General features: G+C 67.3%; 16 protein-coding genes. 4 read left to right on the forward strand and 12 right to left on the reverse strand.

Annotation, left to right across the window (positions count from 1 at the left end):
- Positions 1–46 precede the first annotated feature (46 nt).
- Positions 47–820 carry an SDR family oxidoreductase gene (locus AC57B5_RS19420; RefSeq protein ID WP_012202205.1) on the forward strand — a complete coding sequence of 258 codons (774 nt, stop codon included), beginning with the start codon at positions 47–49 and terminating at the stop codon, positions 818–820.
- A gap of 92 nt (positions 821–912) precedes the next feature.
- Here the strand turns inward: AC57B5_RS19420 and AC57B5_RS19425 are convergent, their stop codons facing one another.
- The 12 genes from AC57B5_RS19425 to AC57B5_RS19480 form a co-directional block, all read right to left on the reverse strand.
- Positions 913–1,212, reverse strand: a complete 300-nt coding sequence (locus AC57B5_RS19425; RefSeq protein WP_349614699.1) for a HigA family addiction module antitoxin — start codon at positions 1,210–1,212, stop codon at positions 913–915.
- Between the two features lie 42 nt (positions 1,213–1,254).
- Positions 1,255–1,536 (reverse strand): type II toxin-antitoxin system RelE/ParE family toxin, encoded by a 282-nt coding sequence (locus AC57B5_RS19430; RefSeq protein ID WP_099732503.1) that lies wholly within the window; start codon positions 1,534–1,536, stop codon positions 1,255–1,257.
- 129 nt (positions 1,537–1,665) lie between these two features.
- Positions 1,666–2,841 (reverse strand): ABC transporter substrate-binding protein, encoded by a 1,176-nt coding sequence (locus AC57B5_RS19435; protein WP_013800139.1) that lies wholly within the window; start codon positions 2,839–2,841, stop codon positions 1,666–1,668.
- A 177-nt stretch (positions 2,842–3,018) separates the two neighbouring features.
- Entirely contained in the window at positions 3,019–3,726 is a 708-nt protein-coding gene (locus AC57B5_RS19440; RefSeq protein WP_043823207.1) for an ABC transporter ATP-binding protein, read from the reverse strand.
- Positions 3,713–4,477, reverse strand: a complete 765-nt coding sequence (locus AC57B5_RS19445; RefSeq protein WP_012202201.1) for an ABC transporter ATP-binding protein — start codon at positions 4,475–4,477, stop codon at positions 3,713–3,715. Before AC57B5_RS19445 ends, AC57B5_RS19440 begins: the two co-directional genes overlap by 14 nt.
- Positions 4,464–5,438 (reverse strand): branched-chain amino acid ABC transporter permease, encoded by a 975-nt coding sequence (locus AC57B5_RS19450; RefSeq protein ID WP_012202200.1) that lies wholly within the window; start codon positions 5,436–5,438, stop codon positions 4,464–4,466. Before AC57B5_RS19450 ends, AC57B5_RS19445 begins: the two co-directional genes overlap by 14 nt.
- Positions 5,439–6,302 (reverse strand): branched-chain amino acid ABC transporter permease, encoded by an 864-nt coding sequence (locus AC57B5_RS19455; RefSeq protein WP_043823209.1) that lies wholly within the window; start codon positions 6,300–6,302, stop codon positions 5,439–5,441.
- A 236-nt stretch (positions 6,303–6,538) separates the two neighbouring features.
- Positions 6,539–7,477, reverse strand: a complete 939-nt coding sequence (locus AC57B5_RS19460; protein ID WP_043780296.1) for a LysR family transcriptional regulator — start codon at positions 7,475–7,477, stop codon at positions 6,539–6,541.
- A gap of 124 nt (positions 7,478–7,601) precedes the next feature.
- Positions 7,602–8,588 (reverse strand): YihY/virulence factor BrkB family protein, encoded by a 987-nt coding sequence (locus AC57B5_RS19465; protein ID WP_034397739.1) that lies wholly within the window; start codon positions 8,586–8,588, stop codon positions 7,602–7,604.
- Positions 8,589–8,658: 70 nt separating this feature from the next.
- A complete protein-coding gene (garD, locus tag AC57B5_RS19470) occupies positions 8,659–10,224 on the reverse strand; it encodes a galactarate dehydratase (RefSeq protein ID WP_496400155.1) in 1,566 nt (521 codons plus the stop codon).
- Between the two features lie 160 nt (positions 10,225–10,384).
- A complete protein-coding gene (locus tag AC57B5_RS19475) occupies positions 10,385–11,383 on the reverse strand; it encodes a Bug family tripartite tricarboxylate transporter substrate binding protein (protein WP_141832844.1) in 999 nt (332 codons plus the stop codon).
- Positions 11,384–11,433: 50 nt separating this feature from the next.
- A complete protein-coding gene (locus AC57B5_RS19480) occupies positions 11,434–12,750 on the reverse strand; it encodes an enolase C-terminal domain-like protein (RefSeq protein WP_492386143.1) in 1,317 nt (438 codons plus the stop codon).
- Between the two features lie 82 nt (positions 12,751–12,832).
- On the opposite strand from AC57B5_RS19480, the gene AC57B5_RS19485 reads away from it, so the two are divergent.
- The 3 genes from AC57B5_RS19485 to kdgD all read left to right on the forward strand — a co-directional run bounded on the left by AC57B5_RS19485 (position 12,833) and on the right by kdgD (position 15,705).
- Positions 12,833–13,621: a FadR/GntR family transcriptional regulator gene (locus tag AC57B5_RS19485; protein WP_012202192.1), complete on the forward strand. Its 789-nt coding sequence runs from the start codon at positions 12,833–12,835 to the stop codon at positions 13,619–13,621.
- A gap of 148 nt (positions 13,622–13,769) precedes the next feature.
- A complete protein-coding gene (locus tag AC57B5_RS19490) occupies positions 13,770–14,747 on the forward strand; it encodes a Bug family tripartite tricarboxylate transporter substrate binding protein (protein WP_013800130.1) in 978 nt (325 codons plus the stop codon).
- A gap of 46 nt (positions 14,748–14,793) precedes the next feature.
- Positions 14,794–15,705, forward strand: a complete 912-nt coding sequence (kdgD, locus tag AC57B5_RS19495; RefSeq protein WP_012202190.1) for a 5-dehydro-4-deoxyglucarate dehydratase — start codon at positions 14,794–14,796, stop codon at positions 15,703–15,705.

A 15,705-nucleotide genomic window follows, 5' to 3' on the forward strand; every position in this document is an offset into this window, starting at 1 on the left:
AGGGCGTTGCTCAACCATCAGGAAACCAAGGCAGGAGACACCCAGCATGAGCGTGAAAGCACTGTTCAACCTCACCGGCAAGACCGCCCTCATCACCGGAGGCTCGCGCGGCTTGGGCCTGCAGATGGCCGAGGCGCTGGGCGAGATGGGCGCCCGCCTCGCCATCACGGCGCGCAAGTCCGACGAACTGGCCGAGGCCAAGGCCCACCTGCAGGGCCTGGGCTACCAGGTCGAGACCTTCACCAACGACCTGCAGAAGTTCGACACCATCCCCGCCCTGGTCGACGACGTGCTGACGCGCTGCGGCGACATCGACATCCTCGTCAACAACGCTGGCGCCACCTGGGGCGCCAAGGCCGAGGAATACCCGGACGAGGCCTGGAACAAGGTCATGAACCTCAACGTCTCCGCGCCCTTCTTCCTCACCCGCGAAGTGGCCAGGCGCGTGATGATCCCCAAGGGCCAGGGCAACGTGATCATCACGGCCTCGGTCGCGGCCTTCAAGGGCACGCCGCCCGGCATGAACACCGTGGCCTACAACACCTCCAAGGCGGCCGCCGTGCACCTGGCGCGCACCCTGGCCTCGGAATGGGGCCACTACGGCATCCGCGTCAACTCCATCTGCCCGGGCTTTTTCCCCAGCAAGCTGGCCAACGGCCTCATCGACAAGCTCGGCGACCAGCTCATCGCCCGCGCCCCGCTGCGCCGCATCGGCGGCGAGGAGGACCTCAAGGGCGCCGTGGTCTACCTGGCGTCCGATGCGTCTCGGCACATGACGGGGCAGGCGTTGGTGCTGGATGGTGGAGCGAGCTTGCTGTAAACAACGCAGCCCTGCAATGAGAAAGGCCCCTGTACCGCGGTGCAGGGGCCTTTCTTACTTGAGCCGCTGCGCAGCGACTCAGCATGTCTTCTTCAAGCCTGCAGGGCAAAGGGCTCGATGGTCTCCAGGTCGTCGCCGATGGACTTGCGTGCCATGTCGGCGTCGTACTGGCTTTGCAGATTCATCCAGAACTCCACGGACGTGCCAAAGAAGCGCGCAAGGCGCAGCGCCGTATCCGCGGTGATGGAGCGGCCGTTCTTGACGATGGCCGCGATGCGTGTCTGCGGGACATGGATGGCCTGGGCCAGGCGGTATTGCGTCAGGCCCATGGGCTCCAGGAATTCAGTGGCCAGGATTTCGCCTGGCGTGGGGAGGTTCAAAGGTTTGTTCATGGTCAGCACTCCTGCGCCAGATCCAGGATCAACGCTTTCGCTTCAGTGGTAATCGACGATCTCCAGCTCACTCGGGCCTTCATGGGTCCACACAAAGCACACGCGCCACTGGTCATTGATGCGGATGCTGTGCTGCCCCTTGCGATCCCCCTGTAGCGCCTCCAGCCGGTTTCCGGGCGGGACCCTCAAGTCCTGAAGCACATGAGCTGCATGCAGCATCCGAAGCTTGCGCAGCGCAACCACTTCAATGCTGCTCCACCGACGCACCCGCCTCTGCTGGAACAGTTGCTCGGTGTCGGGGCACTTGAATGACTGGATCGTCATGGAAGCAAATAATAACGCACCACGTCAGTAACGTCAAACGTAAGTATCAGGCAACTGAGTCCACAAGAAAGCGCCTGGGCCAGATCAAGCTGGCACCAGGCGCTTTCGGTCGAAAAACTGAGCGGCGCTCTACTTGTTCGCCACCGTCATCACCGCCTCAATCTTGCCGTCGCGCACAGCGGCGCCGCGTTCCGTGGTCAACGTGCCGCCACGCTCATCCACGCCCTTGACGCCGCCGGGGTTCACGTCGGGGCGCAGGGATTTGTAGGCCTCGTCCAGCTTGGCGTGGATGGCCTTGGTGTCCGAGGCCGAGCCGGCCAGCTGCATGGCCTTGACGGTGGCGTGCACGGCCGTGTAGTTCCACTGCGCCTCCGAGCCGGGGATGCGGCCCGGGTAGACCTTGCCGAAGCGTTCGACGAAGGCCTTGTTCTCGGGCTTGGTGTCCTCGGAGACGGGCATGACGCCGATGGCGCCTTCCAGCGGCGCATAGCCGCCGACCACGCGGGCCATTTCGTCGAGCTTGGCCTGGTCCATGACCACGAAGCCGCCCTTGAAGCCCAGCTCGCGCGCCTGCTTGACGACCAGGGCCGTGGGCTCGGAGGCACCGCCCACGAAGAGCACGTCGGGCTTTTCGGCCAGGGCCTTGCTCACGCCGCTGTAGAAGTCGGTGGCGCGGTTGTAGCTCATGGCGTTCTCGGCCACCACGGTGCCGCCCAGCTTTTCCCAGCCGGGTTTGAAGGCAGCGACCCAGGCCTTGGCGTAGTCGTGGTCGGCGCCGACCAGGGCCACCTTCTTGCCGAAGCGGCCCATCACGTACTTGGAGAACGGGTCGATGTACGAGGTGAACTCGGGCGGGATGCGCAGGGTCAGCTTGTTGCCCCGGTTGGTGATCTGCGGCACCGAGCTGTAGGCCAGCACGATGAAGTTGCTGCGCTCGTTGGTGGTCTGCAGCGCGAAGATGCCGCCCGAATGCGGCACCAGGATGGCCGCCGTCTTGTGCTGCTGCACCAGGCGCTGGGCGTTGATCGCGGTCTCGGACGGATTGTACTTGTCGTCCAGCGGCACGATCTCGATCTTGACCTTCTTGCCACCGATCTCGGGCGCTGCGGCATTGATCTCGGAGACGGCCATCTGCATGCCGTCGAGCACGTTCTTGCCGTACTGGGCAGCGCCGCCGGACAGCGGGCCCGAGTAGCCGATCTTGACCACCTCCTGCGCCAGCGCAGGGCCGGCGGCGGCCACGGCGGCGCAGGCCAGGGCCAGCGTGCCCACCCTGCGGCGGGTCAATGGTGCGAATGCTGTCATGTCTGTCTCCTTGGATAGTGAAGAACGAATCGCTGCTGACGCAACGCATAAATCCGGCGCAGCCCAGACCAGGGACGCCGAGCAAGGGCCGCCCCGCAGCGAGGGCGTCGTCCCCCTCCCTCGCGAAGCGAGAGAGAGGGGGAAGCCGCGCAGCGGCTCAGGGGGTGCAGTGTCATGTCATGCACCGATGTAGGCTTTTCGGATGGAGTCGTCAGCCAGCAGCTCGGCCGGCTTGCCCTCGCGCACGATGCGGCCGCTTTCCATCACATAGGCGCGGTGCGCGATCTTCAGCGCCGCATAGGCGTTCTGCTCGGCCAGCAGCACGGTGGTGCCGGCCGCGTTGATGCGCTGTATGGCCTCGAACATCTGCTTGATGACCAGGGGCGCCAGGCCCAGCGAGGGCTCGTCCAGCAGCAGGGCCTGGGGTCGGCCCATCATGGCGCGGCCGATGGCCACCATCTGCTGCTGGCCACCCGACAGCGAGCCAGCCGGGTCGTGCTGCTTCTCGCGCAGGATGGGAAACAGCTCCATCACCTCCTGCAGCGTCTTCTGGCTGGGGCCGGGGTCGCGGCGGTGCACGTAGGCGCCCAGCTGCAGGTTGCGCAGCACCGACATCTGGGGGAACAGCTTGCGTCCCTCGGGGCACTGCACCACGCCGGACTGCACGATGGCCGATGGCTTGCTGCCAGCCAGCTCCTTGCCATTCCAGACGATGGAGCCGCCCGCGGCCTTGTGGATGCCGCTGGCCGTGAGGAACAGCGAACTCTTGCCCGCGCCGTTGGCGCCCAGCAGCACCACCAGCTCGCCGCGGTCGGCATGCAGGCTCACCCCGTCCAGCGCCAGGAAGCTGCCGTAGCGCAGCGACACGTTCTCAAACTTCAGCATGCTCGCTCCCCAGGTAGGCATCGATGACGGCGGGGTTGCGGCGTATTTCCTCGGGCGTGCCCTCGGCGATCTTCTCGCCGTAGCTGAGCACCAGGATCTTGTCGGCCAGGCTCATGATCATGCCCATCTTGTGCTCGATCAGCGCCACCGTGATGCCATGGCGCACCAGCTTGCGGATCAGCTCGGCCAGGCCTTCGGTCTCCTCTGGGTTGACGCCGCCGGCAGGCTCGTCGAGCAGCATCAGCTTGGGGTCGGTGGCCAGGGCCAGCGCGAAGGCCACGCGCTTGCGCTCCTCCTGCGTGATGTCGCCCGCGATGCGGCCGGCCACATGCGACAGGCCCACGAAGTCCAGCGCGTCGCGCGCCTTCTCGCGGCACACGCGCTCTTCCTCGCGCAGGCGGCTGGAGCCGCGCAGCACGTCCCACAGGCCTGAGCGCGTGCGCAGCCGGTGGCCCACGATGAGGTTGTCCAGCACCGTGGCGCGGTCGAACAGCGCCGTGGTCTGGAAGGTGCGCGCCACGCCCAGTTTCGCCACCTGGTCGGTGCGCAGCGAGGTCACGTCCTGGCCGTTGAAGGTGATGGTGCCCGAGGTGGGCTTGTGCACGCAGCTGATCAGGTTGAAGAACGTGGTCTTGCCCGCGCCGTTGGGGCCGATGATGGCGTTGATGCGGCCTTCCTCGATCACGGTGCTGACATCGCTCACGGCGGCCAGCCCGCCGAAGGTCTTGGTCAGGTGGTCAATCTTGAGCATGCGGCTTGCCCTCCTTGGCATTGCGGCGCGCGCGCCATGCGGTGAAGCTGCCCACCACGCCGTAGGGCATGAAGATCACCAGCATCACGAGAATCGGGCCGAAGACGATGAAGCGGTACTCCTGCAGGAACTGCAGGTACTGCGTGATCCAGGGCATGCCGATGGCGCCCAGCAGCGGCCCCAGCACCGTGCCCATGCCGCCGACCATGGCGAAGATCATCATGTCGAAGGTGTGGTGCACGCCGGCCATGTCGGGACCGATGAAGCGCACGAAGCCCGCATACAGGCCGCCGGCCACGCCCGCGTAGACCACGCTCAGCATGAAGGCCAGCACCTTGTTGCGCATGAGGTTGATGCCCAGGGCCTCGGCCAGCTCGTCGCTGTTGCGGATGGCCATGAAGGTGCGGCCCAGCAGCGACCGGACGATGCGCCGCATCACCCAGACCGAGGCCACGAGGAAGGCCAGCACCAGGTAGTACAGCGCCAGCGGCGACTCGAAGCTCAGCGCGCCCAGGGCCTCGGGCGCGGGGATGCCCATGATGCCCACCGTGCCGTGGGTCAGGCCCTCCCACTTCTCGATCACGAGGAACATGATGTAGCCCACGCACAGCGTGAAGATCGAGAAGTAGTGCCCCTTCAGGCGCAGCGAGACGATGCCGATCAGGTAGCCCAGCACCGCGCACACCACGCCCGACATCACCAGCCCGCCCCAGAACGGCCAGCCATGATCCACCGTGAGGATGCCCACGGTATAGGCGCCCGCGGCCATGAAGCCTGCGTGCGCGAGGTTGAGCTGGCCCGTGTAGCCCGTGATCAGGTTCAGGCCCAGCGTGGCAATGGCGAAGATATAGGCCGTGCTCATCACCGTGAGGTGGTAGTCATTGCCCGCCAGCCAGGGAAAGGCGATGCCGGCGGCCAGCAGCAGGCCCCAGGCGACGCGGGAGTCGATGAATCCGTTCATTCAATGACTCCTCTTGGCGAACAGGCCCTGCGGGCGCAGCGACAGGATCACCACCAGCAGCACGAAGGCGATGATGTCCTTGTAGTCGGTGGAGATGTAGTAGGCGCCGAAGCTCTCGGCAAAGCCGATGATCAGCCCGCCCAGCACGGCGCCCGGGATGCTGCCCATGCCGCCCAGGATGATGATCACGAAGGCCTTGGTGATGACCAGGTGGCCCATGGCCGGATAGACCAGGTTGATGGGCGCATACAGCGTGGCCGCCACGGCCGCGAGCACGCCCGAGATGGCAAAGGTCAGCATGGACACGCGGTTGGCATCGATGCCCACCATGGATGCGCCTTCGCGGTTCTGCGCCATGGCGATGATGGTCGCGCCCGTGATGGTGCGCGTCAGGAACAGGTGCAGGGCCACCATCAGCGCAAAGGCCGCGCCGATGATCAGCAGGCGCTGCGCGGGCGCCGTGATGCCGCCCATCTCCACGATGGAGGTGTAGGGCGTGGGCATGCGCTGGAAGTCAGCGCCCCACAGCGCCTGGGCACCCGCTTCCAGGAACAGCAGCAGCCCGATGGAGGCGATCTTGGGATGCAGGGGCGAGGCCTTGCGCAGCGGATGGAAGATCAGCCGCTCGCTGACGATGCCCAGCACCGCCACCGCGATGGCTGCGGTCAGCATGGCCGCCCAGTAGCCCCAGCTCCAGGCCACCATGGCCTGGAAGGCCACGAAGGCGCCGATCATGTAGAAGCCGCCGTGCGCGAAATTGGGCACGTGCAGGATGCCGTAGACCAGGGTCAGGCCGAGGGCCACCAGGCCGTAGATGCCGCCCAGGGTCAGGCCGTTGAGCACTTGCTGCAGAAAAACGTCCATTCAACGCCTCCTGCGGAAAGGCGCGGCTCGGCGCCCGGCCAGGGTCTGTGCTTGCATTGTCTTGTCTCCTTTGCATGGCCGGCCGGCGCGGCGCGACAACGCATGCGGCAGACAGGCAAGGCCAGCTTAGGAGGGGGGCGGCGCCACGATCAACCCGAAGATTCCGCACAGCGGAATTCACCTGGGAAACCCCGAGACCCTCAGGGCCCCGCCAGTAACCTAGATGACAGCCGCGCTCAGATGGACAGGGCCGGCAAGTTGGCGGGCAGGCCCTGCATGGAGCGCTGCGTGTGCTCGGCCACGAAGTCCAGGAAGCTGCGCACGCGTGCCGGCATGAACTTGCGCGTGGGCAAGGTGGCGTAGAGCGTGAAATGGCCCGTGGTCCATTCGGGCAGCACATGGCGCAGGCGGCCCGAACGCAGGTGGCGCGCAATCAGGTCCAGCGGCTGGGTGCTGATGCCCGCGCCGTCCAGCGTGGCACGCAGCAGCGTGCCAGTGTGGTTGGCCACCAGCACGGGCTGCACGGCCACCTCGGCCTCGCCCGCATTGCCATCGAGCCGGCGCAGGCGCAGCACGTCGGAGCGGCCCTGGGCGCGGCGGCGCAGCAGGCACTGGTGGCCCGCCAGATCCTCGGGCACGGCGGGCACGCCATGGGCGTCCAGGTACTCGGGCGAGGCGCATGCCAGGCCGCAGGTGGTGACGATGGGCCGCGCCACCACGTTGCCGTCATAGCCCTCCTCGGCGTTGAGGAAGGTGATGTCGTACTCGCCCACGGCGGCCTCGCTGGCCGACTCCACGAAGACCTCGATGCAGATGCGCGGGTGCAGGCGGTGGAAGTCCGCCACCAGCGGCGCCAGCACATGCTCGGCAAACACGGGCGGCGTGAGCACGCGCACGGCGCCCGACAGCTCCAGCGTGTGCGCCTGCGCGAGGCTGAAGGCATCCTCCACATCGGCCAGGATGCCGCGCACGCGCTCCAGATAGGCCTCGCCGGCCTCGGTCAGCGACACGCTGCGCGTGGTGCGCTGCAGCAGCCGCGTGCCCAGGTGCTGCTCCAGGTCGGCCACCAGGCGCGTGACCGTGGGCACGGACATGTCCAGGCGACGCGCCGCCGCCGAAAACCCGGCCTCGTCGGCCACGGTCTGAAACACCCGCATGGTCTGCAATCGGTCCATGTTGTCCTTGGCCCCGGGCCTCGGTGCCCGGGGACTTTCGCTGCATTGTTCCACTCCCAAACGCCCTGCGCCGCGGCTTTGCGGGCCGCGGCGCAGGCGTTCATCTTCGTCGAAATGCAGCCGCTCAGCCCTTGCCGTCCGAAGTGTCCCTGGCCTGCGCTGGACCGGCGGGCGGCGCCCAGCGGATGGGGTGGGTGAAGCGCACCTCGGCGTCGCTGAAAGCCTTGGCCGTGGCGGCCGACAGCAGCAGGATGGCCGACGAGAAATAGATCCACATCAACAGCACCACCAGCGAACCCGCCGCGCCATAGGCCGAGACCACGGCCGCCGTGGACAGATACCAGGCCAGGGCCTGCTTGCCCAGCGTGAACAGCAGGGCGCCGACGATGGCGCCAAAGATCAGATAGCGCAGCCGGGGCTTGGGGCCGCTGCCGATGCGCATCAGCCCCACGAAGAGCAGCACGGCAATGCCGAAGGACACGCATTCGTTGATCAGGCTGATCAGCGGCCCCAGCGGCTGCATCTGCAGCTTGGTGCCGGCCCAGTTGGTGATCAGCTGGATGGCCGTGGACAGGGCCATGGACACCAGCAGCAAGAAGCCCAGCGCCAGCACATAGGTCAGGCCGCGCAGCCGCAGCGCGGCCATGCGCCACCACACGGCCTTGGGCGGCGGTGGCTCGCCGTTCGAGGTCCAGAGCTTTTCCAGCGCGGACTGCAGCTCCACGAACACACCCGTGGCGCCCGACATCAGCAGGATGAAGCCGAACAGCGAGGCCAGCCGCCCCTCGTCGGGCCGCTGGGCGCTTTCCAGCGCGCCGCGCACGACCTGGGCACCGCGCTCGCCGATCACGTCCTGCACCTGGTCGATCAACTGGTGCTCCACATAGCTGCGGTCCACCCACCAGCCCAGCAGGCCGACCAGCAGCAGCAGCAGCGGCGCCAGGCTCAGGATGCCGTAGAAGGACATGGCCGCGCTCATGCGCAGGCCATCGGCGTCCAGCCACAGCTGCACGGCATTCCACATGGCGCGCAGCGGGTTCAGCTCCATCAGGCGCTGCAGGCGTGCGGACCAGGACGAGGCGGGGGGAGTTTCCGGGGTATCTGAGGGCATGGCCCCCATTGTGCGCAGCGGCGCACCAGCGCCCTGTCAGCCTGTGCCGACAGGGGCCTGTGGGCGCGGCTCAGGTCACGGGCGCTGGATTGAACAGCACCAGGGCGTTGTGCAGCTTCCACTGCTCCGCCCAGGTCTTCTTGCGGCCGCTGGCCACGTCCAGCATCAGGCGGAACATCTCCCAGCCCACGTCCTCGATGCTGGCCTGGCCTTCGGCGATGCGGCCCGCGTTCACGTCCATCAGGTCATGCCAGCGCCGCGCCAGGTCGCTGCGCGTGGCCACCTTGATCACGGGCACCTGGGACAGGCCGTAGGGCGTGCCCCGGCCCGTGGTGAACACATGCAGGTTCATGCCGGCGGCCAGTTGCAGCGTGCCGCAGATGAAGTCGCTGGCCGGCGTGGCCGCATAGACCAGGCCGCTTTGGATGCCCCGGTCGGCCAGCCGCTGGCCCGGCGACAGCACGCCGGTGATGGGCGCCGTGCCGCTCTTGATGATGGAGCCCATGGCCTTCTCGACGATGTTGGACAGGCCGCCCTTCTTGTTGCCCGGCGTGGTGTTGGCGCTGCGGTCCACGCGGCCCTTGTCCAGGTAGGCGTCGTACCAGGCCATCTCCTCGATCATGGCTTCGGCCACCTCGGGGCTGGAGGCGCGCGAGGTCAGCTGGTCGATGCCGTCGCGCACCTCGGTCACCTCGCTGAACATCACGGTGGCGCCTGCGCGCACCAGCAAATCGGTGCAAAAGCCCACGGCCGGATTGGCCGTGACGCCACTGAACGCATCGCTGCCGCCGCACTGCACGCCCACCACCAGGGCGCTGGCCGGCACGGTCTCGCGCCGGCGCGCGTCCAGCCGCTCCAGATGCACCCTGGCGCTGCCCATGATGGAGTCCACCATGGACATGAAGCCCACATGCGCCTCGTCCTGCAGGCAGACCACGTCCAGCGCGGGCTCGCGCTCATCGACGATGGGAAACGAGCCCGGCGGCAGCAGCCGCTCGGGCTGCAGCTTCTCGCAGCCCAGGCTCACCACCATCACCTCGCCGCCAAAATTCGGGTTGTGGCTGATGTTGCGCAGCGTGCGCTGCGGAATCTCGGCGCCCACGGCATCGATGGCCACGCCGCAGCCATAGCTGTGCTCCAGGCCCACCACATCGTCCACATTCGGATAGCGCGGCAGCAGCTCGGCCTTGATGCGGCCCACCGCGAAATCCAGCACCCCGGCCACGCACTGCACCGTCGTGGTGATGGCCAGGATATTGCGCGTGCCCACCGTGCCATCGGCATTGCGGTAGCCCTCGAAGGTGTAGCCCGTCAGCGGCGGCAGCTCGGGCGGCTGCACCGTGGCGATCGGCAACCCCTCAAGAGACAGCGCCCCCGGCATGCGCAGCAGCCGCTCATGCACCCAGCTGCCCGCGGCAATGGCCTGCAGCGCATAGCCGATCACCACGTTGTAGCGGCGCACCTCACCGCCCTCGGCAATGTCCACCAGCGCCACCTTGTGCGCCTGCGGCACCTTGTCGACCAGCACCAGCCCCCCGGGCATCACCGTGCCCGCAGGCAACCCCCCGTCATTGGCCACGATGGCCACGTTGTCGGCCGGATGCATGCGGATGGAAAGAGGAAGTGGGGTACTCATGGCAATGTCTCAATTTTCTAGGGGCCTGTCGCAATCGGAGTGCAGCCCTCGCAACCGTCACGTCCCAACTCAGGAACGCCGAGCAAGAGCCGCCTCGCGGCGAAGGCGTTGTCCCCCTCCGCGAAGCGAGAAGGGGGAAGGCGCGAAGCGCCTCAGGGGGTCACTCTGCTTTAATTCCAGCAGCCTTGATCACCTTCCCCCACTTGACCACCTCGGCCTTCTGGTACTCGCCCAGCTCGGCCGGCGTCATCTGCGAGGGCAGCATGCCGAAGTTCTTCAGGCGCGCCTGCACCTCGGGCGTGGCGACGATCTTCATGATCTCCGCATGCAGCCGGTCCACGATGGGCCCCGGCGTGCCAGCGGGCGCGAACACCGCCTGCCACGATCCCATGTCGAAGCCCTTCTCGCCCGCCTCGGCAATGGTGGGCACATCGGGCAGGGACTCCAGGCGCCGCGAGCTGGTCACAGCGATGGGACGCAGCTTGCCGGCCTGCACATGGGGGCCGACGACCAGGGCGGTGTCGAACATCATGTCCACCTGGCCGCCGATCACGTCCTGCACGGCCGGGCCGCTGCCCTTGTAGGGCACGTGGGTGAACTTCACGCCCGTCTGGTAGCCCAGCAGCTCCAGCGCCATGTGGTTGGAGGTGCCGCTGCCCGGCGAGGCCGAGGTCAGTCCGCCCGCCGCTGCCTTGGCCTTGCTGGCGGCCAGCACGTCAGCCAGCGTCTTGTAGGGGCTGGAGGCCGGCACAACCAGCACCAGCGGGCCCGAGCCCAGCATGGCCACCGGTGTGAAGGACTTGACCGGGTCGTAGTCCAGCTTGGCGTACAGGCTCACATTGATGGCGTGCGAGCTGATGGTGCCGCCCAGGATGGTGTAGCCATCGGCCGGTGCGCGCGCCGCAATGGCCGAGCCCACGCTGCCGCCCGCGCCGCCCTTGTTCTCGATCACCACGGGCGTGCCCAGGGCCTTGCTCAGCGGCTGGGCGATCACGCGCGCCAGCGTATCGGTATTGCCGCCAGGCGGGAACGGCACCAGATAGGTGATGGGCTTGCCCGTGGGCCAGTTGCCCTGCGCGGCGGCGGGCATGGCGGCCAGGGCCGTGCCCAGCAGCAGGGCGCTGGCGAGGGAATGTTGGATGAGTGTGCGGCGTTGCATGGTGCTTGTCTCCGGGAAGGGCTTGTCGTTGGAATGGTGTGAAAGCGGGTTCAGAAGCGCGGCTGGTGGCCGGTGAACGCGGGGTCGTACTTGCGCATCTGCCCCAGGTCGTCGCGGTTGCGGATGCCGCAGTGCAGGTAGTTGTCGTGCAGGCGGGCCAGGGCCTCGCGGTCCAGCCGCACACCCAGGCCGGGCGCCGTGGGCACGCGCAGGCTGCCCTGCTCGAACTGCAGCCGGCCGCCCTCGACCACTTCCTCGTCCTGCCAGGGGTAGTGCGTGTCGCAGGCATAGGTCAGCAGGGGCACGCTGGCGCACAGGTGCGTCATGGCCACCAGGCTCACGCCCAGGTGGGAATTGCTGTGCATGGACAGGCCCAGGTCGAAGGTGCGGCACAGCGTGGACAGGCGCTGCGTGGCGCGCAGCCCGCCCCAGTAGTGGTGGTCGCTGAGCACGATCTTCACGGGGCAGCCCATGTCGGCGTTGCGGCGGAACTCGGCAAAGTCCGTCACCACCATGTTGGTGGCCAGCGGCACATCGCACTCGCGTGCCACGGCGGCCATGCCGTCCAGGCCGGGCGCCGGGTCCTCGTAGTACTCGAGCACGCCCTGCAGCTGCTGCACGATCTTCAGGCTGGTCTCCACCGTCCAGTTGCCATTGGGATCGATGCGCAGCGGCGTGCCCGGAAAGGCCTCGGCCAGCGCCAGGATGCCGGCCGCCTCCTGCTCGGGCGGCAGCGTGCCGGCCTTGAGCTTGATGCTCTGGAAACCGTACTGCGCAATCATGCGCCGCGCCTGCTCCACCAGCTGCTGCGGCGCCAGGGCCTCGCCCCAGGCGTCGGGCGAAGAATCTGGTCCATAGGGCCTGTCGATGTGCTCGGCGTACTTGTAGAACAGGTAGGCCGAGAACGGCACGCTGTCGCGCGCCGCGCCGCCCAGCAGGTCCACGATGGGGGCGCCCGCCATCTGGCCCTGCAGGTCCAGCATGGCGACCTCGAAGGCGCTGACCACCTTGGCCACGGTCTTGGACACATGCGTGCCCGGCGCCAGCGACACCTGCTGGCCCAGGAATTCGGAAGCCGTCAGCGCAGGCGGCGCCACCAGGGCCGCGACGCGGACCTCCATCTCGTTGAGCGCCCAGGGCGACAGCCCCACCAGCGCGGGCGCGGCCTTGGCCAGCGCATCGAGCATGGGCTGGTCGCCATAGCTTTCGTTGATGCCGACCAGGCCCGAGGCCGTCTCGATCTCGATGATGGAACGCAGCGCCCAGGGTTCGTGGATGCCGGCCGCATTGAGCAGCGGCGGATCGCGGAAGGCAATGGGCGTGATGCGTATGTGGCGGATCGCGTGGGTCGCGTGGGTGGTGCTCATCTGGAATGCGGGTTCAGGAGGATCAGAAAAACTCGATGGCGCGGACGTCTTGTGATACGTTGTCGTACAACTTGGAGCGATTATGATCAGCACCATGGAAAGTTCGGCAAAGGGATTTCCCGCATCACCCCCAACGATCGAGCTTCCCCTGCGAGGAAAGTCCGGTCGCAGCGGCCGCAATCTGGCCGCCCTGCTGTTCGACGAGTTCGCGAGCAAGATCCGCAACGGCCTGCTGGCCGAAGGCGAGAAGCTGCCCACGGAGTCGTCGCTGGTGCAGACCTACGAAGTCAGCCGCACCGTGGTGCGCGAGGCGCTGTCGCGCCTGCAGGCCTCGGGCCTGGTGGAGACGCGCCACGGCATAGGCACCTTCGTGCGCGCCGCCCAGCCCGCATCCACGCTGATGCTCAATGCCGACGAGCTGACGGCCGCCGTGGACGTGATGGCCGTGCTGGAGCTGCGCATCAGCCTGGAGACCGAAAGCGCCGGCCTGGCCGCGCTGCGCCGCAGCCCCGAGCAGCTGCAGGGCATACGCATGGCGCTGCAGGCCTTCGAGATCGCCTTTGCGCGCGGCGAGGACACGGTGGCCCATGACCTGGCCTTCCACACCCAGATCGCCGAGGCCACGGGCAACCGCTACTTCGGCGACATCCTGCGCCACTTCGGCGCCCAGCTGATTCCGCGCACGCGCATCGCCTCCATCCACCAGCCACAGCGCGACCCCGATTACCTGCGCCGCGTCAACCGCGAGCATGAGGAAATCCTCGCCGCCATCGAGCGCCAGGACGCCGACTCGGCCCGCGCGGCCATGCGCATCCACCTGACCAACAGCCGCGAACGCCTGCGCCTGGCGCAAAAGACCAGCGCCGCCTGAGTGCTCCCATGGGCCTTTCGGGGCCGATGGCGTTGTCACGGGAATTCAGACAACCAAGGGAAAACCCTTTATCACTGCTTGCAGATCTCGGTTAAAAATCGGCTTCAGTTGTACGACAACTGACAACATAAAACCCGGAGACAAGAGCATGACCCTGAGCCGAAAGCAGTTCCTGCGCGCCGCTGGCGCCACCGCCCTCGTAGCCACCGGCGCCGGTGCGCTGGCCCAGAGCAACTGGCCCACGCGGCCGCTGCGCCTGGTGGTGCCCTACCCGCCGGGTGGCAGCTCGGACATCATTGCGCGCGCCATCGGCCCGCTGCTGTCGGCAGAACTCAAGCAGCCCGTGGTCATCGAGAACAAGCCCGGCGCCAACGGCAACCTGGGCGCCGACATGGTGGCCAAGGCCCAGCCCGACGGCCACACGCTGATGCTGTGCGACCTGGGTGCGCTGGCCATCTCGCCCTCGCTCTACACCAAGCTGTCCTTCGACCTGTCCCGGGACCTGCGCGGCACGGCCATGCTGGCCTACTCGCCCCACCTGCTGGTGGTCCATCCTTCGGTGCCGGCCAACAACCTGCAGGAGCTGGTGGCCCTGTCCAAGAAGGAAGACCTGAGCTTTGCCGTCACCGCCACGGGCAGCGCCCCGCACCTGGCCGGCGTGGAACTGGCGCGCGCCACGGGCGCCCGCTGGGAATACGTGCCCTACAAGGGCGGCGTGCAGTCCATCCAGGACACGGTGGCAGGCCAGACCCAGGTGCTGATGAACGGCATGCTGGCCACCTACCCCCATGTGCAAAGCGGCAAGCTCAAGCTGCTGGGCCTGTCCAAGGGCACGCGCATGCCGCTGGCCGCCAACGTGCCCACCATCGCCGAGCAGGGCGTGCCCGGCTTCGAGACCGGCACCTGGCAAGGCGTGGTCGTTCCTGCCAAGACGCCCGAGGCCGTGGTCCAGCGCCTGCATGAGGCCCTGATCACCGCCATCCGCTCGCCCGAGGTGCGCGCCCGCCTCACGGGCCAGGGGGCCGAGGTCGTGACCATGAACCCCGCCGAGACCGCGCGCTTCCTGACCACCGAGCGCCAGCGCTGGCAAAAAGTGGTTCAAACAGCCGGTTTGAAGCTCGACTGATTCCACCCTTTTTTCTTTCTTCCCCACCCTTATTCCCGAGAGCACCATGACCCCCCAAGACCTCAAAGACGTGATGAGTTCCGGCCTGCTGTCCTTCCCCGTGACGGACTTCGACAGCAACGGCAACTTCAATGCCAAGGGCTATGCGGCCCGCCTCGAATGGCTGGCCCCCTACGGCGCCAGCGCGCTGTTCGCGGCAGGCGGCACGGGCGAGTACTTCTCGCTGTACGGCGAGGAATACGGCCAGATCATCAAGACCGCCGTGGACACCTGCCGCGGCAAGGTGCCCATCATCGCGGGCGCCGGCGGCCCCACGCGCACGGCCATTGCCCATGCCCAGGAAGCGGAGCGCCTGGGCGCCCACGGCGTCCTGCTGCTGCCCCACTACCTGACCGAAGCCGGCCAGGAAGGCCTGATCGCCCATGTGGAGCAGGTCTGCAAGAGCGTGAAGTTCGGCGTCATCGTCTACAACCGCGACCGCACCCGCTTCACGCCCGAATCGCTGGCCATCCTGGCCGAGCGCTGCCCCAACCTGGTGGGCTTCAAGGACGGCATGGGAAACATCGAGACCATGTCCGCCATCTTCATGAAGATGGGCGACCGCTTCGCCTACCTGGGCGGCCTGCCCACGGCCGAGGTCTATGCGGCCGCCTACAAGGCCCTGGGCACGCCGGTGTACTCCTCGGCCGTCTTCAACTTCATCCCCAAGACGGCGATGGCGTTCTACGAAGCCGTGCGCACCGACGACATGGCCACGCAGCACAAGCTGCTCAAGGAATTCTTCATGCCCTACCTGAAGATCCGCAACCGCGTCGAAGGCTACGGCGTGAGCATCATCAAGGCCGGCGCCAAGCTGGTCGGCCACGACGCAGGCCCCGTGCGCGCCCCGCTGACGGACCTCAAGCCCTCCGAGCTGGAAGAGCTCAAGGCCCTGATCGACAAGCTCGGCCCGCAATAA

It is taken from the genome of Delftia sp. BGA-UO-ETr-SB1, from assembly GCF_059567865.1.